Source organism: Sphingomonas fucosidasi (assembly GCF_036663855.1).
GTDB lineage: Bacteria > Pseudomonadota > Alphaproteobacteria > Sphingomonadales > Sphingomonadaceae > Sphingomonas > Sphingomonas faeni_B.
In genome coordinates this window covers 59,110-79,882 of record NZ_JAXOJR010000007.1, presented here as the reverse complement: position 1 = coordinate 79,882, position 20,773 = coordinate 59,110, and the positions used below count along the sequence as shown (strand labels likewise).

22 protein-coding genes and 1 tRNA gene are annotated in these 20,773 nt (G+C 62.9%); 10 read left to right on the top strand and 13 right to left on the bottom strand.

Features of this window, described 5'->3' with window-relative positions; genetic code table 11:
- Positions 1-68: 68 nt before the first annotated feature.
- Complete coding sequence (locus U1737_RS13755; RefSeq protein WP_332797295.1) at positions 69-1,220, top strand: glycosyltransferase family 4 protein; 1,152 nt, start codon at positions 69-71, stop codon at positions 1,218-1,220.
- Positions 1,221-1,392: 172 nt separating this feature from the next.
- Here the strand turns inward: U1737_RS13755 and U1737_RS13750 are convergent, their stop codons facing one another.
- Positions 1,393-1,683 carry a DUF2218 domain-containing protein gene (locus U1737_RS13750; RefSeq protein WP_332797163.1) on the bottom strand — a complete coding sequence of 97 codons (291 nt, stop codon included), beginning with the start codon at positions 1,681-1,683 and terminating at the stop codon, positions 1,393-1,395.
- Complete coding sequence (locus U1737_RS13745) at positions 1,680-2,264, bottom strand: PadR family transcriptional regulator (RefSeq protein WP_332797162.1); 585 nt, start codon at positions 2,262-2,264, stop codon at positions 1,680-1,682. Before U1737_RS13745 ends, U1737_RS13750 begins: the two co-directional genes overlap by 4 nt.
- Before the next feature lie 230 nt (positions 2,265-2,494).
- Between U1737_RS13745 and U1737_RS13740 the strand changes: the two genes are divergently transcribed.
- The 5 genes from U1737_RS13740 to U1737_RS13720 all read left to right on the top strand — a co-directional run bounded on the left by U1737_RS13740 (position 2,495) and on the right by U1737_RS13720 (position 7,093).
- Entirely contained in the window at positions 2,495-3,814 is a 1,320-nt protein-coding gene (locus tag U1737_RS13740) for a replication-associated recombination protein A (RefSeq protein ID WP_332797161.1), read from the top strand.
- A complete protein-coding gene (locus U1737_RS13735; RefSeq protein WP_332797160.1) occupies positions 3,807-4,679 on the top strand; it encodes a hypothetical protein in 873 nt (290 codons plus the stop codon). Before U1737_RS13740 ends, U1737_RS13735 begins: the two co-directional genes overlap by 8 nt.
- A 41-nt stretch (positions 4,680-4,720) precedes the next feature.
- Positions 4,721-4,796: transfer RNA gene (locus U1737_RS13730), tRNA-Thr, on the top strand.
- 160 nt (positions 4,797-4,956) lie between these two features.
- Complete coding sequence (locus U1737_RS13725; protein WP_332797159.1) at positions 4,957-6,213, top strand: tyrosine-type recombinase/integrase; 1,257 nt, start codon at positions 4,957-4,959, stop codon at positions 6,211-6,213.
- 13 nt (positions 6,214-6,226) lie between these two features.
- The gene (locus U1737_RS13720) at positions 6,227-7,093 is read left to right on the top strand and encodes a hypothetical protein (RefSeq protein ID WP_332797158.1); all 867 of its coding nucleotides are present in this window, start codon (positions 6,227-6,229) and stop codon (positions 7,091-7,093) included.
- Positions 7,094-7,319: 226 nt separating this feature from the next.
- On the opposite strand, the gene U1737_RS13715 is transcribed toward U1737_RS13720, so the two are convergent.
- On the bottom strand, positions 7,320-8,519 hold the full coding sequence (locus U1737_RS13715; protein ID WP_332797157.1) for a tyrosine-type recombinase/integrase: 1,200 nt from the start codon (positions 8,517-8,519) through the stop codon (positions 7,320-7,322).
- A 29-nt stretch (positions 8,520-8,548) separates the two neighbouring features.
- On the opposite strand from U1737_RS13715, the gene U1737_RS13710 reads away from it, so the two are divergent.
- From U1737_RS13710 to U1737_RS20760, 3 genes are all read left to right on the top strand, one after another.
- Positions 8,549-9,433 carry a hypothetical protein gene (locus tag U1737_RS13710; RefSeq protein WP_332797156.1) on the top strand — a complete coding sequence of 295 codons (885 nt, stop codon included), beginning with the start codon at positions 8,549-8,551 and terminating at the stop codon, positions 9,431-9,433.
- Between the two features lie 299 nt (positions 9,434-9,732).
- Positions 9,733-10,026: a helix-turn-helix domain-containing protein gene (locus tag U1737_RS13705; RefSeq protein WP_332797155.1), complete on the top strand. Its 294-nt coding sequence runs from the start codon at positions 9,733-9,735 to the stop codon at positions 10,024-10,026.
- A 236-nt stretch (positions 10,027-10,262) separates the two neighbouring features.
- Entirely contained in the window at positions 10,263-10,781 is a 519-nt protein-coding gene (locus U1737_RS20760; protein WP_443027129.1) for a PilZ domain-containing protein, read from the top strand.
- A gap of 106 nt (positions 10,782-10,887) precedes the next feature.
- Here the strand turns inward: U1737_RS20760 and U1737_RS13700 are convergent, their stop codons facing one another.
- The 3 genes from U1737_RS13700 to U1737_RS13690 form a co-directional block, all read right to left on the bottom strand.
- The gene (locus U1737_RS13700) at positions 10,888-11,673 is read right to left on the bottom strand and encodes a DNA adenine methylase (RefSeq protein ID WP_332797154.1); all 786 of its coding nucleotides are present in this window, start codon (positions 11,671-11,673) and stop codon (positions 10,888-10,890) included.
- A gap of 401 nt (positions 11,674-12,074) precedes the next feature.
- Positions 12,075-12,863, bottom strand: a complete 789-nt coding sequence (locus U1737_RS13695) for a hypothetical protein (RefSeq protein WP_332797153.1) — start codon at positions 12,861-12,863, stop codon at positions 12,075-12,077.
- 438 nt (positions 12,864-13,301) lie between these two features.
- Positions 13,302-14,864: a hypothetical protein gene (locus U1737_RS13690; RefSeq protein WP_332797152.1), complete on the bottom strand. Its 1,563-nt coding sequence runs from the start codon at positions 14,862-14,864 to the stop codon at positions 13,302-13,304.
- 175 nt (positions 14,865-15,039) lie between these two features.
- Here U1737_RS13690 and U1737_RS13685 point away from each other — a divergent pair, with 175 nt between their 5' ends.
- The gene (locus U1737_RS13685; protein WP_332797151.1) at positions 15,040-15,228 is read left to right on the top strand and encodes a hypothetical protein; all 189 of its coding nucleotides are present in this window, start codon (positions 15,040-15,042) and stop codon (positions 15,226-15,228) included.
- Here U1737_RS13685 and U1737_RS13680 read toward each other — a convergent pair.
- The 7 genes from U1737_RS13680 to U1737_RS13650 form a co-directional block, all read right to left on the bottom strand.
- Entirely contained in the window at positions 15,218-15,676 is a 459-nt protein-coding gene (locus U1737_RS13680) for a hypothetical protein (RefSeq protein ID WP_332797150.1), read from the bottom strand. The genes U1737_RS13685 and U1737_RS13680 overlap by 11 nt on opposite strands.
- A complete protein-coding gene (locus U1737_RS13675) occupies positions 15,673-16,188 on the bottom strand; it encodes a TIGR02594 family protein (protein WP_332797149.1) in 516 nt (171 codons plus the stop codon). The genes U1737_RS13680 and U1737_RS13675 overlap by 4 nt, the downstream gene beginning before the upstream one ends.
- Positions 16,189-16,306: 118 nt before the next feature.
- Entirely contained in the window at positions 16,307-16,591 is a 285-nt protein-coding gene (locus tag U1737_RS13670) for a hypothetical protein (RefSeq protein WP_332797148.1), read from the bottom strand.
- Positions 16,588-17,085 carry a hypothetical protein gene (locus tag U1737_RS13665; RefSeq protein WP_332797147.1) on the bottom strand — a complete coding sequence of 166 codons (498 nt, stop codon included), beginning with the start codon at positions 17,083-17,085 and terminating at the stop codon, positions 16,588-16,590. The genes U1737_RS13670 and U1737_RS13665 overlap by 4 nt, the downstream gene beginning before the upstream one ends.
- A 66-nt stretch (positions 17,086-17,151) precedes the next feature.
- Complete coding sequence (locus U1737_RS13660; RefSeq protein ID WP_332797146.1) at positions 17,152-19,758, bottom strand: glycoside hydrolase family 5 protein; 2,607 nt, start codon at positions 19,756-19,758, stop codon at positions 17,152-17,154.
- On the bottom strand, positions 19,758-20,330 hold the full coding sequence (locus U1737_RS13655; RefSeq protein WP_332797145.1) for a hypothetical protein: 573 nt from the start codon (positions 20,328-20,330) through the stop codon (positions 19,758-19,760). Before U1737_RS13655 ends, U1737_RS13660 begins: the two co-directional genes overlap by 1 nt.
- Before the next feature lie 2 nt (positions 20,331-20,332).
- Complete coding sequence (locus tag U1737_RS13650; RefSeq protein ID WP_332797144.1) at positions 20,333-20,749, bottom strand: hypothetical protein; 417 nt, start codon at positions 20,747-20,749, stop codon at positions 20,333-20,335.
- Positions 20,750-20,773: the final 24 nt, after the last annotated feature.

Here is a 20,773-nt window from a genome sequence, read left to right as displayed (position 1 = left end):
TGGCCGGCATACGACCTATGTTGCGGATTTAGTGGCGCTTGACGGCGCACGGCGTTATCCGCGCGATGATGCACGCCACCGACCTGCGCATCGCCCTGTTCAGCGGCAACTATAATTACGTCCGCGACGGCGCGAACCAGGCGTTGAATCTGCTCGTCGGTCATCTGTTGTCGAAGGGCGCGACGGTACGTGTCTATTCGCCGACCAACGCCAAGCCTGCCTTCCCGCCGACCGGCGATCTGGTCGCGGTGCCATCGCTGCCGTTGCCGGCGGGGCGCGGCGAATACAAGATGGCGCGCGGGTTGCCCGCCGCGATCCGTCGCGACCTCGATGCGTTTGCGCCGAACATCGTCCACGTGTCAGCGCCCGATTTCCTGGGGCATCGCGCGATCAGCTATGGGCGCCGCAACGGCATCGCCACGGTGGCGTCGCTGCACACGCGGTTCGAGACGTATTTCCGCTATTACCGGATGGCGTTCTTCGAGCCGATCATGGTGAAGATCCTGACGCGATTCTACAACCGCGTCGACGAAGTGCTGGTGCCGGGGCGCGGCATGGCCGAAATCGTCCGCAGCTGGGGCGTGACGACGCCGACCGCAATCTGGTCGCGCGGCGTGAACCACGACCGCTTCACGCCGACGCGCCGCGATCTCGACTGGCGGCGCGCGCGCGGGATTGCGGACGGCGAGGTCGCGGTCGGGTTTCTCGGGCGGCTAGTGAAGGAGAAGGGGCTCGACGTCTTCGCCGACGTGATCCGGACGCTGGAGCAGCGCGGCGTGCCGCACAAGGTGCTGGTGATCGGCGAGGGACCCGCGCGCGACTGGTTTGCCGCCCGCGTGCCGGGCGCGGTGTTCGCGGGGTTCCAGTCGGGCGACGATCTCGGCCGCGCGGTCGCGTCGATGGACGTGTTCTTCAACCCGAGCGTGACCGAGACGTTCGGCAACGTGACGCTGGAGGCGATGGCGGCGGGTGTGCCGGTGATCGCCGCACGCGCGTCGGGGGCGGTCGGGCTAGTCGACGACGGCGTGACCGGGTTCCTCGTGCTGCCGACCGACATCGGCGGGTACGCCGACGCGATCGGGCGGATCGTTTCCGAGCCGGGGCTGCGGGAGAGGATGGGCTGGGCCGGGCATGACAAGGCGGCCGGGTATCTGTGGGATACGATCAACCAGACGGTGCTCGATACGTATCTGGAAGTGATGGCGCGGCGGGGCGGCTAAGTTGTCTGCCACGTGTACCTTTCGAATTCACCTTCCCCCCGCTCCCCTCCCCGTCACCCCAGCGAAAGCTGGGGTATCCCTGTTGGCGGGCGCCGCGACCCGAATGGGGAAATCCCAGCTTTCGCTGGGATGACGTCGGGGGGGGGCGGGAGCGCGGGTTAGAAAAGAGGCCCTAAACAGTCACCCAATCAAACGTCAGCGGCGCCTCGCGGAACGCGAAGCGGTCGAGGTGGCTCGATACCACGCCGCGCATCCGGTCGACGTCCTCGCTCTCCGGCACGGACAGCGCGACGTCGAGCGTCTCGATGTCCGCGCGCATCTCCAGCACCGCGCCGTTCGGGAAGGCGATGCGGCCCTCTTTTTCCGAGAAGGTGACCTCCATCTTGTGGCTCCAATGCTTGGCCAGTTGCTGGAGATACTTGCTGGCCGAATGCGTCGGCACGCGTGCGACCGAGACGCTCACTTGAGGCGCTCGATCTTCTGCGCGGCCTCGTCGAGCAGCGCCGCAACGTCGTGCAGCGTGTCCTCGTTGACGTCGTCGCGCATCAGCCGGTGCTGGAGGACCTGCCGAAGATTGCCCATCGCCCGCCGGATCGGCGCGCCATCGATCCGCTCGGACTCTGCCCCGACCGCCGCGAGCCGGGCGAACAAGCCATCCACCACGGCCGCATTCTCGGCCAGATGCGCGCGCCCCTCGTCGCTCGCCGCAAAGCGCTTCTTCGCGCCCACCGACTGCTGCTCCTCGATCAGGCCCATTTCGTCGAGCATGCTGAGCGTCGGATAGACGACGCCCGGGCTCGGCGCATAGCCACCCCCGGTCAGCCCCTCGATCTCGCGGATCAGGTCGTAGCCGTGGCGTGGCGCGTCCGCGATCAGCTTCAGCATGACGAGCTTGAGTTCGCCACCGTCGAACAGCCGCCGCCGACCACCCGGGCCGCCGCGATGACCGTGGCGCCCGTGACCTTCGTGCCCAGGCCGACCACGGCCTTCACCGTCACCACGAGGGCTGCCAGTCCAAGCTCCATATCCCATACCAAAACGCATTTGAGTGTTCTCCGATATATCTTCATCAATGATCGACGATATATCGCAGACTGTTTCTGGTTCAAGATGCCCGTCAAAGATTCGTCACCCCGGACCAGTTCCGAGGTCCACCGTCCCGCAAACTCGCCATCGATGATCGTGCGGGAGATGGATGCCGGAACGAGCCCGGCATGACGGAGTGTGGGTGGCAACGGATGGGCAAACCCGGCCCCCGCCCCTATCTTCCGCGCATGGCTGATCTCTTCGCGGGCTTCGAACCCGCCGCTCCTACCGAAACGCATCCCGAAAACGCACCGCTCGCCGACCGCCTGCGTCCGCGTACGCTCAGCGAGGTGGTCGGGCAGGATCACATCACCGGCCCCGAAGGCGCGATCGGTAGGATGGTGTCGGCCGGACGGCTGTCATCGATCATCCTCTGGGGGCCCCCAGGCACCGGCAAGACCACCATCGCACGGTTGCTAGCCGACGCCGTCGACCTGCGGTTCGTCGCGATCTCGGCGGTGTTCTCCGGCGTCGCCGACCTCAAGAAATCCTTCGCCGAAGCACGCGAGCACGCCAAGATCGGCAAGCGCACCTTGTTGTTCGTGGACGAGATTCACCGCTTCAACCGCGCGCAACAGGACGGCTTCCTCCCCTATGTCGAGGACGGCACCGTCACGCTCGTCGGCGCGACCACCGAGAACCCCTCGTTCGAACTCAACGCCGCGCTGCTCAGCCGCGCGCAGGTGCTGATCCTAGAACGCCTCGGCCGCGGTGCTCTCGAACAGCTGCTCGACCGTGCCGAGACGGAGATGGAGCGCCCCCTCCCCCTCACTCCACCCGCCAAGGACGCGCTGATCGCCAGCGCCGATGGCGACGGCCGCTTCCTGCTCAACCAGGCGGAGACGCTGTTCTCGGTGAACCTGCCCGAGCCGCTCGATCCCTCAGGCCTGTCGAACTTCCTGCAACGCCGCGTCGCGGTGTACGACAAGGATCGCGAGGGGCATTACAACCTCATCTCCGCGCTCCACAAATCGATCCGGGGGAGCGACCCGCAGGCCGCGCTCTATTATCTCGCGCGGATGCTGACGGCGGGCGAGGAACCGCTGTTCCTGCTCCGCCGCCTGACCCGCGCCGCGGTCGAGGATATCGGCCTCGCCGACCCGCAGGCGCTGGTCCAGTGCATCGCCGCCAAGGACACCTACGACTTTCTCGGCAGCCCCGAAGGCGAACTCGCGATCGCGCAGGCGTGCGTCTATCTCGCCACCGCGCCCAAATCGAACGCGGTCTACAAGGCGCAGAAGGCTGCATGGAAATCGGCGCGCGAGACGGGCTCGCTGATGCCGCCCGCGGCGATCCGCAACGCGCCGACCAAGCTCATGCGCGATATCGGCTATGGCAAGGGCTATGCCTATGATCACGACACGGAGGATGCGTTCTCCGGCTCGGACTATTGGCCCGACGAAATGAGCCCGCAGACTTTCTACACGCCGACCGAACGCGGCTTTGAAAAGCGCCTGTCGGAACGGCTCGCCTATTGGGACGGCCTGCGCGCCGAGAAGAATGGCTGAGACGCGCTTCACGCGGTTTGCAGCGATCGACTGGTCCGGCGCGCAAGGGCACCGGCACAAGGGCATCGCCGTCGCGATCTGCGATACAGGCGATGCCGCGCCGGCGCTGGTCGAGCCACCGGAAGCTGCAGCATGGTCGCGCGACGATGTGCTGGCGTGGTTGCTCGACCAGACCGAGCCGACGCTGGTCGGCCTGGACCTCTCCCCCGCATTCCCGTTCGTCGATCGGAACGGGTATTTCCCCGGCACGCCCGGCAGTCCGCCCGACGCCCGCGCGCTCTGGGCGATGGTCGACCAAGCCTCCACCACCGACCCGCATCTCGCAGTGTCGACCCTGCTCACAGATCCGGAAATCCGCCGCCACTTCCGCCAGCACCGCGACTGCGGCGACCTGTTCCCCGGCGGCGCGGGCCGGATGCGCGTCTGCGAGCACGGCCAGCGCGCGATGGGCCTGTCGCCGACGAGCTGCTTCAACCTCGTCGGCGCGGCGCAGGTCGGCAAGTCGAGCCTGACCGGCATGCGTGTGCTCCACCGCCTTGCCGGCCGCGTGCCGGTCTGGCCGTTCGATCCGCTACCGACGGATGGGCCGGTGATCGTCGAGATTTACACCACGATCGCCGCCCGCGCCGCCGGTATCCGCAAGGGGCTCAGCAAGATGCGCGACGCGGCCGCGCTCGACGCGGCGCTGGCCAATCTGGGGACCCGTCCGCACGCACCGCTTGCACGCTACGACGATCACGCCACCGACGCGATCCTCACCGCCGCCTGGCTTCGTGTCAACGCGCACCGCCCCCACCTCTGGACACCGACGACGATGACGTCACATATTGCGCGAACCGAGGGCTGGACCTTCGGCGTGTCTTGAAGCATTGGGTCGCGACGCACCGGGCAACGCCCGACGCAAGGGCCGGTTTAGCTCAGTTGGTAGAGCGCCAGTTTTGTAAACTGGATGTCGCGGGTTCGATTCCTGCAACCGGCACCATTTTTTACCGCCACCGACGGTCAAAGCCCTCCAAAAAGCCTAGAAAACAGCCATTTTGGGGGGGTTCTGTTGCAGTCAAAAGCCGCCATTGTCCGCCAAGACTGGCGGGGGCATTCGGGGGCATTATGGGGGCACGGTTTTCTAGCGGTGGGGGCATCGCGTGCTGACGGATCTGAAGTGCAAGTCGCCGCCAGCGGTTGGGAAGTCGAAGCTATTCGACGGCCACGGGCTCTACCTAGAGATTTTAAAGTCGGGCGCTCGCTCCTGGCGGTGGAAATATCGCATCCACGGCAAGGAAAAGCGACTCACGTTCGGCCTGTATCCGGACGTCTCGCTGAAGAAGGCGCGAATCGCGCGCGAGCAGGCCGCGGCGCTACTCCGGACGGGTGTCGATCCGTCGATCGATCGGGTGCTGCAGGCGGCGCAGGCAGCAGCTGCGGGAGAACATACGTTCAAGTCGGTAGCGCTGACGTGGCACGCCAGTCAGGTACCGCTATTCAAACCGCGTCATGCGGCGCACGTTCTGCGTACCCTGGAGAACGACGTGTTCCCGGCGATTGGCAAAATGCCGATATCGCAGGTCACCTCGTCACAGATCGTCACGCTGTTGCGGAAGATCGAATCGCGGGGTTCGGCCGACGTCGCGCATCGCTGCCGGCAGCGGATCTCCGACATCTTCGTACATGCGATCGCCAGCGCGATCGCGACCAGCAACCCGGCAGCGGAAATGGGCAAGGCGCTCGGCCGGGTTCGGCACCGTCATTATCCGGCGGTTCAAACGATCGAGCGCGCGCGGGAATTGCTCCGGGTCGTGGAAGCTCGACCGGTCTTTCCGCTGACGAGGCTGGCGTCGCGGCTGTTGGCGCTGACGACGGTGCGTTCGGGCGTGCTGCGCTTGGCGGAGGTGCACGAGTTCGAGGATCTGGACGGCGATGCCCCGATCTGGCGGATCTCCGCGACGAAAATGAAACTGGCGCAGGAACGGCGGAACGATCCGGCATTCGAGTTCATCGTGCCCTTGTCGCGTCAGGCGGTCGATATCGTGAAGATCGCGATCAGCTTCAGCGGCACTACGGGACTGATCTTCCGCTCGATCAGGTTTGCCAAGCGACCGCTGAGCGACAGCACGATCAGCAAGCTGTATCGGGAGGCAGGCTACGCCGCCATTCACGTCCCGCATGGTTGGCGCGCAACGTTCTCTACCGTCATGAACAGGCTCGCGGCCGAGGAAGGACGGAAGGGCGATCGGGAGGTGATAAATCTGATGCTGGCGCACATCGATGGCAGCGTGGAAGCGATCTACAATCGGTACGCGTACATGCCCCGACGGCGCGAGATCGCGCAAGAATGGGCGGACTTGCTGACCGTCGATCTGTTGGAGCCCGATCAGCTAATCGAGGGGCCGCGGCACTCCTGACGAGTGCCGCGCTGTGAGCGCGGCCATTGGTAAAGCGCCGACCGCGCAGGCGGTCCGCAATCTGATCCGCGGCACCGGTGCCAGCCTTTCGGAAAAGGCGCGCGGCCCTGATCATGGCGAAGGCCGGCGTGTGCCGCGGCGGCTTAGCTATGACGTCGACGATCTGCGCGCCCAGCCGTGGAAGAAGGTTGGCGACGGATCACATGCGCAGGCCGTGATTTATGGCGAAGCGCTGGTGCAGAGCGCCAAAGAGCAACGCCGGCAAGATTGGAAGGAACTACCTAATCGGAAGCTGCGCGAGGTCCGCGAGCTGCGCGACGCGATGGCCGCCGAGCTGGCGATGTTGATCGCCGAGGGGCAGGCACCCATCGGTCGACCGGCGACGCTGCGACGCGAGATCGAGCGCCTAGACGCGACGATCGCGCGAGCCGACGAACGGCTCACGCGTATCGACGTCACCATCCTCGAGGCGTTGCTCTCGAAGATCGACTTCGCGACAGGCGCCCTCTTCCCGTCATACGACACGATCGCCGCCTGGGCGGTCTGCAGCCGGAACGCAGCGATCGACGCGGTGAAGCGGCTGAAGGCCCGCGGCTTCGTCGACTGGGTGCGCCGTAGCATCCGGACGAACAACGAAGGCGAGTTCGCCCCCCAGCGCGAGCAAACGTCGAACGCGTATTACTTCGACCACCGGCGCAGCATGGCCCCTCGAACGTGGCAGCGGTACATGCAGATCCTGGTGGCCAAGCTGCGCCGCCTGGGGGCCGTCCCAGCCGCGGTAGCGCCCGGAGCGCCCGTCACGCCACGCGAGATCCAATACGCGCCCCTGCGTGCCGCTCTCGCTAGTGCGGCTTCTTCGTTCAATAACGCGAGTACATGAAATGTGCTCTATCCTGCATTCAGGTATGAGGAATAAGGAACGTCTCCGCTGAGCGCGGAGCCGGCGCTAGTTTGATATTACCCCAGAGCCGAAACGGCACACCTCAAGCACCCGACCGCCAAGTCCCGGCTGTCGGAGCGAGGCGGCTTGCGCCGCCCCGGGCTGTCGATGGGGGAAATGTGCGAAAGTCATTGTTCTTTTCTTGCGTCGCGCACGCGGCGCTGGATCAGAGATCGACTAACAAATCCGCCCACTCCTGGAACAGATCGCGCTGACGCTGGAGCCGCTCGCTCCGATCGTACGCAGCCTTGACCTTGTCCTTCGGCGAATGTGCCAGAGCCCGCTCGATGTCAGCGCCGTCCGCGCCCCGCTCGTTCATCACCGTCGAGAACGATGCGCGCCAACCGTGCGGCACATGGCGCCCGGCGAAACCGGCGCGATCGTACAACGCGCCGATCGACTTCTCGCCGATCGTCCGGCCGGCGCCGCAATCAAAGATGAAGCCATGCATATTTGCATTGTCCTGATGCATATTCGCGCGGATCTCGCGAAGCAGCGCGACCGCCTGGCGCGACAGCGGCACCAGGTGATCGTTCTTCGCATCGAGCTTCTTCGCTGCCGCCAGCTTCATCCGCGCGGCCGGCACCCGCCAGAGCGGCGCGGCCCCGTCGAGATCCTCGACCTCCTCCCAGCGCGCGCCGCGTACTGCGGCGAATCGTACTGCGGTCAGCGCAAGGAACCGCGACGCGCGTTTTACCACCGGCGCGACGTCGACGAGATCGGCAGCGGCGAGCAGTGCGCGCGCGTCCTCGATTTCTAGCAATGCGGGATGATGCTGCGCCGGTGCTGGCGGCGTAAGCGCCCGGCTGACGATCGCCGCGGGATCCTGGTCGACCAAGTCCTCCGCCATCGCGTAGGCAAATACGGCCGACATCCGCTGGCGCACGCGGCTGGCCGTAACCAGGCTGCCGCGCTTCTCTATGGCGCGTAGCGCGTTCAGAATTACGGGCACCGTGACGGCGCCGATCGGCATCGCGCCGATCGCCGGGAACACGTCGCGCTCCAGGCTGGCGAGAACATCGCTGGCATGCACCTCCGTCCAGCGCCGGCGCACGTGCGTATGCCACTGCCGGGCGACGTCCGCGAAAGCACGAGCCCTGCCGGGTTGCGCAATCTCGCAAGTCCGAGGATCCTCGCCGCGGCAGAGCTGCTCGCGCACTTGGTCGCACCGGGCCCGGGCGGCATCAAGCGACACTTCGGGAACAGCGCCGATCGTCAGCAGCAGCTCCTTGCCGCCAAAGCGGAACTTGATCCGGAAGGACTTCCGCCCATTCGGCGCCACGTAGAGGTGCAGGCCGCCTTGGTCGAAAAGCTTGTAGGCGGTCGCGCGCGGCCGCGCGGCTTTCACCGCGGCGTTGGTCAGCATACAACTATCCTTTTTAACGGGTGAAAAAAATGACCGAAACGACGCCAGCGCCGGATAACGGCATTTTCGAGCCTTTGACGGCCTTACAAATGTTTGGTGTAGAAACCGGTGCGACACTCAAGATTGAACGTACCAACTTACATTTTGCGGAGCTGCAGCGTTCGATTTCCGCATACATGGCCACGAAACCATTTCGCCTCACAATTGAGCCCGACGTAGCGAACTCGGCCAAGCATGTTCGGTTGCGCATCAATCAGGAAGTACCGTCTAGGCTTGGGGCAATGGTGGGTGATACAATACATAACCTGCGATCTGCACTCGATATACTTGCCTGTGATTTAGCACGTGCAAACGGCAATGGTAGCTTATCAGCTATTCGTGAGACTTATTTCCCGATTTCTGCGAATAGTGAACTCTTTGAGAAGGGAATACGCAATCCGGTAAGTGGGGAATGGCATCAGGCCGCTAAGAAGAAAATTCGGCGATTGAGCGCCCACCATCAGCAAATCATTAGTTCTATGAAACCATATCAGGGTGGCAACGATGATCTTTGGCATCTTCATCAAATGGACATTCTCGACAAGCACCAGTTGCTTGTGCCCGTGGCACGTCGGCTGATTACATTCACAGGTCCTTTGGGAATTCAAGACACCGATGACGCCGGGGTATATATATACGCACCGACGCGTGAAATACGCGATATGGTAGACGGTGAGATACTGGCTACTTATCCCTTGAACACCGCCTCAAGCGATTGTTGGGCAGATGCCGGAACAATTCTTTCTCTGGGTTACGGGGAACTAGCGAATGAACCTTTGATTCCAACATTGCTCAGAATGGGCAATGCTGTTGTTGAAGTGTTAGGGAAGCTGGGCTTCCCCGTCATATCAAAGGACGCGATTATGAGGCGGTAAAGTGAATTTGACGTTGGAGAAAGCCGTTTTGAACGTGTTCCGCCTCAAACAACGGCGGAGAATCCCTCCGCCGCAATGACGGTTTTCTGCCGCTTACAGTGGACGATGTACCCCCTTCTCGGTAGACAATACCCTACCCGAGGACCGACCGCCGTCATTCTGCCGTCGTTATAATTGTACAAAAGGGTTAACGCGATCCCGTCGCCTGGATCCAATACCGGCTTTCCCACGTACCTTTGCACTTAAACTTCGAAACGAAGGTTGGGATGCCAAACAAATCGTGGAAACGGTCTGGCACCATGGCCCACGCTAAGCGTGAAGCCATCGTATCAGCGCTGAAGGCAACTAACTACAATCTCTCTGCCGCTGCCGTACGATTGGAAGTCGGTCGATCTACGCTCTACCGATTACTGGAAAAATATCAGATCGAGCTCGAAATCGATCCGACAGCGCAAAATGAATTTTTGGAAGAGGTCGTCGCCTTTTCGATCGCGACTACGTCGGGAAAGAGTGGCTCCAACCCCGCGAACCGTAGACCGACCCGCCTCGAGATTCGCGATGGCAAGCTAGTTTTAGTCGGTATCATAGACTGATCGCTCGGAACGGATGGAGACGATTTGAGCGGCTGAGAAGACCTCCGCTGCCTTCAAGGTTTTCTGCAAGTTACACTTGATAGCGTACCCCGCATTCGGTGTCCCCGTGCCGCACAACAACAACATTCAAGCCGCCGAATAGCCATTAGTTTTTTACAAAAACAAATGCTTCGCCTCGATTGTGGAACCAGCAATCACGCGATGAGTCCTTTGTCATCACCAGCGATGGAAAAGATATGGTCGATAAGTATTCAATGCGCGCGGACCTGTCGCATCGTTTACCTCGCAATGCGCCGCGTCATCCCGTTCAATTCGTCGCGACACTCAGTGACGGCGTGCTGGGTGAGCGTACGGTAAACGTTCGGGACCTGTCTCGCCTTGGTTGCGGAGTCACGCTTAGAGGCGAATTGCCCGCAGGCGCGATGGTGACACTCAGCCTGCCTGCGCAAGCGCCTATACCTTCGCGGGTCGTCTGGTCTGACGGGGAAGCATCCGGCATTAAGTTCGTCAGTCCTTTAGACATGTGCAAAAGGTTTGACATGTTGGTGGACCCAAATCGTGGGGATTTGGGTAGGATTCGAACCGGTCAGACAAACGATACTTCCCCGATGGACGCACAGAATGTGGAGTCGTTGCGAGCTGCAATAGCGTGGTCACTTGATTTGGCGGCATCCACCGAACAGGTACCGATTACTGTATGTCTTGCAGAAGCGCTGGACCTCGCAGAAAGGTTGACACGCCAATCTCCGAACTAAAAGCAGCGGAGAAGTCCTCCGCCGCAATAACGCTTTTCCGCGGGTTTCACTAACCCATATACCCCGCTTTCGGGTACCCGATACCCCGGCATGCGCGCCGGAATAGCTACTCGAAAGCACGAACTTTTCCGGATTGAACGGGCCGGTTCCTGATAATCAACTCCGTGACCTTGCCGGCGCGATCAGGGGCGGTGCGGGACACCGTCCAGGTCGTTTCGACCTCCTCGATCGAGAACGTCGCGAAGGTCTCACGGATAAAGGGGGTGTCGTTGATCGACATGATGAATTCGCCGGCGATCGTCGCCAGCTGCGCGGCCATCGCAACATAATCCCCGCGGCCGAACTCGACGCCGTAGCCGGTCGTCTCGTCATAGGGCGGGTCCAGATAGAAGAGGGCGCCAGGATGATCGTAGCGACGAATGACGTCCTGGTAGGGCAGTCGCTCAATTGTCACCGGCTCTAAGCGCCGGCTCAATGCCTTTAGCTCCGCGCGCAGACGGCCAAGCTGGATCCGCGACGACTGGCCCTTTCGAACACCGAATGTCCGGCCGTGAACCTTGCCGCCAAAAGCCAGACGCTGGACGTAAAGGAACCGGACGGCACGCTCGATATCGGTCAACGCGTCTGGATTGAGCCGCAACTGACGATCGAACTCGTCCCGACTAGCGGGCAGAAAAGCCAGCTCGTCTACGAGCGGTTGATAGTGCCGGCGCACAACGCGGAAGAGGTTGGCGACGTCGCCTGATAGGTCGTTGAGGATTTCGGCCGCCGGGCGGCGCGATCGGCGAAGGAAGACGCCGCCCATGCCCACGAAGGGTTCGATATAGGCTTTGTGCGGGGTGGCATCGATCAGCGCACAGAGGCGCGTCGCCAGGTTACGCTTGCCGCCCATGTAAGGGGCGACGGGTCGGGAGACAGGTGCAGGATGCATGGGGAGGTGTGACCTTCATGACGAGGCACGGGCTACGCGCGCCATGATGGCCGCCGATCGATGCGATCGGCGGAGCCCTGGCCGTTCGGCCGCGGGATAGATAATGCGACGGTCGTCGCGAAACTGGTAGGAGGATCGCTGCGCGACTAACCGCCGGACGGACCGGGTGGTTAGCCGCGCAGACCCTGGGAGCTACGCCCCACGTATTTCCCCGAAGGGTTTTGTATTTGGTGGGCCACCCGGCGAACCGGTGACCCAGAGTTTCCGCGCGCGCGGGCCTGACCTCGCGGCTACGCTAGACAGGCGACGCAGTTATGGCACGACAGCGATCGCGGCGGAAGGCGCAACGGCCAGCCGAGGCCTTAGCGCACGCCCATTTCGAACGAGTGCGTCACCGACTGCCCCGGCGCCAGCGTGATGGGCGCGAACACCAGCTGCACAACGTAGTCGCCCTTCCGCGTCGCGCCGATCGCCAGCGCCGCGCCGATCTCGGCCGACTTGTTGTATGAGGCCGTGGCGATTGTTGCCCTGCCAGCGATGTCGCGTAGATAGAACGTGCCGCCCTTACCCTGCAACGTAGACTCGACGCCGCCCACGATCGCGGTGTTGGTCGTGTCGTAGAGGTCCGACTGGTCGGGATCCACTGCACGGAGATAACCGAGGGTAACAGGAGCGAGGCTGCGGTTGGTCAGATTCATGTCGAAGTGCACTGTCGGACCGTCGAGGCGAACGATCTGCTCAACCTCGACGCCCGCGACCAGGCCGAGCCAGCGCGACGGATCGGAAAACTTGCCGGGGATCTGCGTGAAGCCGGTCAGCTGGCCGTTCGCGTAGCGGCGACCGTTGATCGACAGCATGAACAGGTCAATCGCGCGGCCCTGCAGGATCACGTCGTCATGCTTGCCGTCAAACAGGCCGAGACGCTTCAGTCCAGTACGTACATCGGTGCGAAAAACGGGCGGCGCTGCGTTCAGCGTGCCGATCCCCCCGAACGGGTTAAGGCCGACGTCGAGCTTGTCATTCTGCAGGAAGACTTCGCCCGCAGGCGACAATGCAGTGAGCGTCGACGCATCTGGTACGACAACGGGGGCACGGGCGGAGTGACCGGCGGTACCGGCGGGGTTTCCGGCACGACGATCGGGGCGGGACAAGTAGCCGCCCTGGCTACATAGCTCGACGCCGGCGTGACGCTGGTTACCGGGCACAGCTTGATCACCGTACCCTTCTTGAACGGCGCGCGCGCGCTCGACAGGGTAATGTTTTGATCACCGCTGTTCGCCTTCAGCGGCGACGCGATGGTCAGCATGGGCGTAGCGGTCTGCGCAAACGACGCGCACGGCAATAGGCTCGCCGCGAGGGCGAGTAGCATGGTCCTAATCATATTAAGCTCCTGGGTTTGTGCGCCGACCGTTGATTACGGCGCCGGGACGTGTAAAGTTTGAAGCATGGGTATTACCGGAACGGCGCTAATCGCTTTGGGATCAACTATTGCGGCATTGCTGCTTGTTGCGGCGGTGCACTCTGCATTGGTCCACCTGCGTCGAAGGAAAATGATGCGCAGTTTTGCAAGTCGCCCTTCAGCATTCTAGTCATACAAACAGTCCAACCTTCGCTGCACGCAGTTCGATTGCTTCGTCCAAGTGGACACCGTTTGAGTTGTGGGTCAGATCGGGCGAGCCGCCCGAACGCCACTTGTAGCGGTCCGTTGGGCTGCGCCACGACTCAAAGTTGAGGAACTTGTCGATTCTGCCCGCTGCAATCTCGGCAGGGAGAAGTGCATAGAACTGCTCGACGTTGCCTCCGGCCTGCCAACCGGCGCCGATCGTCTGCGAGGCGTCGTCTGTGGAGTTGCCGCTCCCTCGCGTTTGTCCGCTGAGCTGAAGTATCTTTAGGACACCCTGCGTTTTGAGCAGCGCCCATAGCTTCCGACTGACATCCAAAGCCTCAGCCGGCGTTTTGCCCAAGCCGGTCGTAAGGAAGTCATTCGTCAGGCCGAAGCCCAAAGCGTACTTGGCGTATTTCATGTACGGCGTGGTCAGCTTCTCGGCGGTATTGAAGTGCGAGATTACGCTTCCACCCACCGCGATCGACACGAACGCGGTGAAGTTGGTGATCGTGCCGGCGTCATGCGTGGCCTGCGCGTTCCGGCCAGTACCCAGCGCGCCACCCTGCGCGGCAGACTGTGCCAGACCGACATCGATGCTGTCGCCGAAATGAAGTTCCGTGACCGGATCACCATCGACGAACAGGCCCCATAGATTAGGAAGGAAGCCAGACTGCGACGCATACTTCGCTCCCGCCGAAACAACGAATGCGGTTCCAGGCGACCGTAGGTTGGTAAGCGTCTGCGCCGTGCCAGTAACGCTTCCGTCCGTGTCGAGCCAAAGAGCTTCAACGCCAGCACCCGACGACCCCGCCTGAATGACCTGCGATGCGGGTGTAACCGCTGATGCACCACTGCGATGCAGCGTGCCGCGTAGCTCGACAAAGTCGCCTCTCGGGATTTGCGCCACACCGAATGCACCGGGCAGAATGGCATCGCACTTGAAGTCGGTCGCTCCAGACGGCACCGTGATAACAGGCGAACTGTCTTTGGTGACGATTACCTCTACGCCGTTATAGTACGCGTAGATCTCGAATACCGCGTCATTCGGATAAAGCGTTTCGGTGCCGCTGTTGCTGTACCAGTTGTGCAAGCCGACCGTGATCGACTTAACAGCCCCAGAACCGATATACTTTCGTGCTCGGAATGCATGCAGCTTGCGTCCTGCTCCGGTGCTAGACGCTTGGCCGATCATGTTGGCCGATACGGTTCGCAGTACACTCGGCGTAGGGGTCGGTGGCAGAGTGACGCCGCCAGCGATGGGCGTGCCGATCGCTGCCAGTACGCCGGCCAATGCACCGACCATCACGACGCTGTACGGCAAGAATACTCGAGACAACCCGCCCCCGTTCCTGCCATGTTGAATCATTACTTCAGTGGGCATTCCTGCGTCGAGCGCCCCACCTGCGCCAAGCTCGCCTGCCTCTGCCGGGTTCGCGGCCGCGGCGACGCCCGAACGAACGGCCGCTGCTGCGACGGCATCGTCGAGTGTCAGCCGCGTCGGTTTGCGATCTGGGAACCGGGGGTCCCAGAGGAGAATGGTTTTCATGGCTGTATCCTTGGTGGTCCGCGGGGAGAAAAGGCCATGACCGGCATGTCATCCGGTCTTCACGCTGCGGTCAGTCCAGCTCCGCTATGGCGGAGCTATGAAACGGCACACTTTCCGCGCGTATTCTTGGCGCGCTGCTATCGTCTCGCTCGGGTTATTCTGGGGTGGAGCAGCTATGTTCGCCGCCCACGAATTCCACGCTAGCCGAGTTGTCGGTCAGGTAGAGGAAGAGCTGGCTGCGAAGGGTGTGTTCGGGCGGCTACCGCGGCCACGAATCGACCGCCACCTGCCGTCGCGCGTCACAGAGCGCGAGATCGGCGCGCGCATCGCGAATAGCACCCTCGGCATCCGCGCTATTGGCTGAGCCGTCGACTTGCCGGCGCACCGGTGTCGCGGTGCAGGGCTTCCTCGCCTCCACCGGTACCGCCGGGATCGCGGGCGAATAACTCAGCGTCGAGCGCGTCGATCCCGCGCACGCGGTCAGCAGGAAGGCAGGCAGCACGGCCAGCATCAGTTTGCGCATAGGTCCTCACAGTGTCAGTGGATCGAAGGATGATGGGTTCTCGGTTCGCCAGACGGTCGGCGAACGTCGTCAGCGCCGTGCTTTGCTGGACGGCGAAGCGCATCTCCGCGTCGGCGCGCAGCTGCTCGGCCTTCGCTATCTCCGCAGTCCACGCCGCCCGTTCAGACCTCAGTGTCGCCGTGCGATCGGCAAGCGTCTCGCGCGTGAAGTGCAGTCCGACAAGCAAGCCGATCATCGGCGCTGCCCACCAGAACCGGCGAAGCAGGGCTAAACACGCCGCCCAGGTCATGCTTCGTTCGAAGATGAGGGGATGCCCGCGATCGCGGTCATCATCTTCGGCTTCCCGATGACTGCCCGGCCGATCGGCCAGCGGCGCGCAATGCACCGCGGCTTCTCCAGCCGCATGATGCTGACCCGGTCGCACTGGTTACCGCCCAGGACATGATAGCTAGTCCTGTCCTCGCCCACGTAGAAGCCGACATGACCACCACCGGAGCGTTCGAAGACGAGCACTGCGCCCGGCGCCAGGCGATCGGTCGCGAGGTTCGACCCCCACTTTTCCCAAGCCTTCGCACGGACTGCGATCGGTGCGGCCGGGATGCCGTCTTCAGCCAAACACGCGGCGACGAATAGCCCGCACCAGGGCACGCTGTCCGCGTTGTAAACCATGCCCAGAACCTTCGTGCCGAGCTTCTTCGCCCAACCCATGATCGTTGAGCTATTTGCCGGGCCGGGCGCTTCACGCGTGCCGAGTTTTGCCCGCGCAGCCGAAAGCCACGCCGGCTCTGATGCCGTCGTCATCGTCATTTCCTTCCTATCTGGGTCTAATTTGATCCTGAGCGGTTCTGATCGCGCTCGGACTCTTCAGCAGGTCAGGAGCCGGCCCGCCTCGCGTTCACACGGCGCTTGAGGCGGGCCGTTACTCGGCCGGCGCTGCTGGACCGGTCCCGGTAGTCTGAGGTGGTAGCTTGTCGACGAGCGTGCCGATCGTCGCATCCTGTTGCGAACTATTGCCCTTGCCGACGTTGAGGACCGCAGCGACCGCTGCGCCCACGATGGGCCCTAGGCCAGTGAAGAAGCCATCAACGAAGCGGGTGTTGTTCGCGGGGACCTGGTGAAAGAATGAGATCGCAGCGAGTCCGACGTATCCAACGATCAGGGTCAGCGCGATGACGTAGCGCCAATGGCGGTCGACGTCGGTCATGCTAGAGGCTCCTTCATGATCGGAACGAGGCGGGCCGCGGTGATCGCGCCCTTCTCGGCGATCTCGTTGGCCTCCTGGCGTTCGCGCATCTGGCGAACCCGGGTCGCAGAATCCCGGGCGCGGTCGGGGTCCAGTTCGATCAGCGCCAGCAGCATAGTCAGGCACTGGTCGAGGTTATTCATTCGGTGCCGCATGATTTGGAGCTCGGCTGCATGCTCCCGCCGCTCCTGTTCGATCTTCGCCTCGTGCTGGACGGACTGCCGATCGAGGCGCGCTTCCAATTCCGCGATGCGCTTACCCATGCCCTCGATGTCGGCGCGACGCTGGGTACCGGCGATCACCTGCCAGGGACCCCACTGACGAATTACGAGGGAGATGACGCCAATGCCCGCGAGCACTACGCCTGTCCACACGCCGGCGCGGATCGAGCCGCCCGATGCGGTTTGAAGAATAGGACTAGCCGCTTCCACTGCGGCTGCTGCTGTCGCGGTCATGCGTCATCGCTTCCTGCGACCGCCTTGGCCGCGAAGATCGTGTTGTTCATGGTCGTTTCCGTGAATTTAGAGAAAGGGCAGCAGCATCTTCATGCCGGCGCTGTCGTTGCCGGCGTATCCACCCGAGGGTTCGAGCGTGAACGGGTACGAGTTCGGGAAGCCCCCGCCCCATGTCGTCCAACCGATCCAGACGTCGGCATTGTCGCGCAGGAACTGGTAGGTCGCCGACACTGATGACGCGCACTGCTCCTGACCGGCAACCGCTGGGTTGCCTCCAGCGAACTCACCAAGGATGCCGCGAAAGCCGCGAGCGCGTGCCCAGGTTGTAAACTCGGCGAGCTGATTGTTGGTCGCGGTCTGAATGACGCAGGTGCCTTGCGTACCGCTTTGATCAGGATCGATGTAGTTGTGCGGTTCGAAAGCCAAGTTGCCGGCAGGATCGTAGAAGCCGTCGAATGCCGCAGCCACGCCGCCCGAGACCCACTTCTTTGCGTTAGAGTAGCTCGATCCCGCGACCACGACCTTATTCAGCGCGTCGGTCCTACTTCGGATGGCGTTGACGACGGCATGCATGTTGTCGCGCGTTCGGGTGGCCGTCGCGCCGTCGCCGCTGGGCTCATTCATGAGACCGAACCAGACCCGTGGGTTACCGCCGAAGACGCTGGCGAGGCGCACCCATACGTCCGACAGTGCCTCAACCGTCAGGCCGACAGGACTGTCATATTTGATCTTGTTCGATCGCACCGTGCCGTCCGGCAGCCGCTGCTGATATCCCATGTAGTTGTGCAGATCGAACAGGACGTGCCCGCCGAGTCCGGTCCAGTACGTGATCACTTCCGTGATCCGGCGCATGTCGAGATCATTGGTGGCGGTGAAGGGCTCGTCGGGACCATAGTAGAGCGGGCCGAAAAGAGCCGGCTGGATCCTCTCCCACTTAACCGGCAGGCGCATCATGCGGACGCCCTTCGACAAGAAATAGTCCATCTGGTCGTGCGCTGTCGCCGGCGTCTGCGGCTTGGACGGATAATAGTATCGGCCACTGCCGTAGATGGTTCGATTACCCGCGCTGTCGTAGACATCGCCGAACTCACCCCCGGCTAGGTTCACACCGTAGATGTTCGCCGGCTCTGCCGGAAGGACGGGCGCTGATAGGTAGACGCAGGCGTCGGGGATCACGAGGAACGAACCAGACGCGCCGTCAACCAGGTGCAGGGTGTGCTTGCCTGCCCCGGCATGCGGCACGGTGAAGGTTACCGCGCTGGCGTCCCGGCTAGTCGCCTGCGCCGTCAGGACCCCATTGGCGTAGACGATCGCCGCGCCTGCAGTCGTCGCGGCTTCCAGCGCTGCCTGAAACCCGGGCGGCGGGTTCGCAGAGATTAGCGAGACCGTCTCGCCAACTCGGCCGGTCGGCCCCTGTATCGTATAAGTGATGGTGCTGCCGTCGGTAGTGGCGCGCAGCTCCCAGTATCGCGCCGGCACATCGCGGAAGAACTTCGTCGTCGATAGCCCGAGGCTCTGCGTCCGAAGATATGTCCGCCAGCGATTAGTGTCGGATGGAGAAGCACCGCTGCCGTCATCGTCCGCGATGTAGACGTAGGTGCCGCCATCGACCGTCCAGGTCACCCAGTCGCCGAGCGTGTAGATTGCGCTGCCGGCATAATCACCGCGCGACCTGCCACCACCGAACTCGGCAAGATCACCATCCACTTCTAGGATGCCGATGATGTCGAATTGCTCGGTGGTCTCGTCTTCTGCGTCGACCTCGACCGTGAGGGTGAAGCGGATTGGTTGGGAGTTGTCATAGTCGTCGCGGAAGGTAATGCGCGCGCCATTGAAATAGTCAGCGGCGGTTGCCGGCGTCCACTTCGGGACGAAAACATCAACGCCTGGAACTTGCCGACCGGCGACCGGAAAAGCCGCCCGGACAGACGGCTTCACGTCGTTCTCGGCGTCATTCGCGGCATAGAACCGCAATGTCGTACCGCCGACGATGTTCGCCGTCGTGATCTCGACATCAAAGCTCGCGCCTTCGTTCAGGTTTCCAGCCGCTGCAACGCGAGTACCGGGCACGAAGGTCTGCAACCGGATCGTCGGCGTACCTTCGGGACGGCGCGAGGTGTCATGCACATCGATGAAGCCGCCGCCCGACGGCAGGCCAGCGGCGACGGTGCCGTACGCTGCGGCGTGTGCCGCCGCGCTTCCGAGGTTCGGCACCTGGATGCGCGATAGCAGGATCTGGAAACTACCCGCCCCGCCCCGTATCCCGTCTGCCTCACTCGCAGTGTTGCGCTTGTCCTTCCGGATCGTGTTGCCGAACGTCATCACCGTGCCGGTCCGGTAGCTCGGACCGATGGTGATGATCCACGACACGGTGCCGGTCTTGGCTGGTTGCGTGCTGGCAGAGGCCTTCAGGTACGTGCAGCCCGCCGCCTCGACGGCCGCACGCACGACGTTGTCCCGGCTGGTAAGCCAATTCCCTGCCGAGCCCATGCTCCCGCCGCCAGTCATCCAGAGCAGGACCTTGGCACCGGGGACGGCATTCAGACACTTCAACGTGAAAGTGACGTCGTCGCCCTCGTTGCGATCGCGCGGCGTCACGCGCTGGTATTGCCAACGCGGGTTGCCGGGGATCGGCATGATGGCAGCCGTCGGGAAGGCGGGGTTCAAAGTCATCAGACCGCCTTCGTGTCGCCGAACAGGCCCCAGGTGTTGTTGCCCTGTGACGATCGCACCCGGTTGACGATCGTCGCCATGCAATCCTGTCCGAAGATCGCGTTGTGGCTATGCCCGTTGCGCAGGTTCGCACCCGCAGCGGCGGTGAACACGTAGTTGCCCGTGCCAGCGGCAATGATCGAACAGGAGAAGCCTTGCCGAAGCGTGTTCGGCAGGATGATCGAGACGTTTGCTGTAGTCGTGTTGCCGAACAGATCGATCACCGAGCCATCATCGACTGACGACAGGGCGAGCGTTGTGTTCGATGCCGTGTATCCCTCGGTCAGACCCAGCTGCACGCGCTTGAAGATCAGCCGCGAGGCATCGGCTGCCTTGCGCGCGTCACAAGCTCGCCAGTGCACCAGGCCGGCCGGATCGGTCATTGGGTACCAACCGGGCGCAGGCTGCCCGGCTGGGTTGCCGATCACGGCATCGGCCGTGCCGTTGTCGAGCGAGCGCTGCTGATCGAGATAGACCTGCTGCGCATTCACGTAAGCGGACTGCTGATTGATGAACTCGGCTTGCGAAACCATGATCAGACGCTCCAGTTCACTTGGGCCGCAGCCTGCTTGGCGGCGATCGTCGGCGCGGCGCGGACCGCGCGCTTTGCCTTTTGCGCCTGCGCCTCGATCGTCGCGATCTTCGCCGACGACGCGGTAAGCCCGGCCTCGAAGCGGGCGAGCACAACGGCCAGGGTGTCGCCGGTTGCGAGCATCTCGGCATATGCGAACGGGTAGCGTTTCTGCTTGTCGGTCAGCGACAGCGCATTGAGCAGCGCGACCGTCAGACTACGGCTGTCGATCACCTCGACCGCCTTGCGGTTATAGACGTACTTCTTGGCACCGCCGTCCGTCAGCACGGTCATCTGCGCCCGTTCGCGCTCACGATCGAGCTGGGTCAGCACGCTGTCTTCCGTGGCAACGATGACGTCTGGCGGCAGGACGAGGGGCAACGCTGCAGCCGGCGGAAGTTGGTG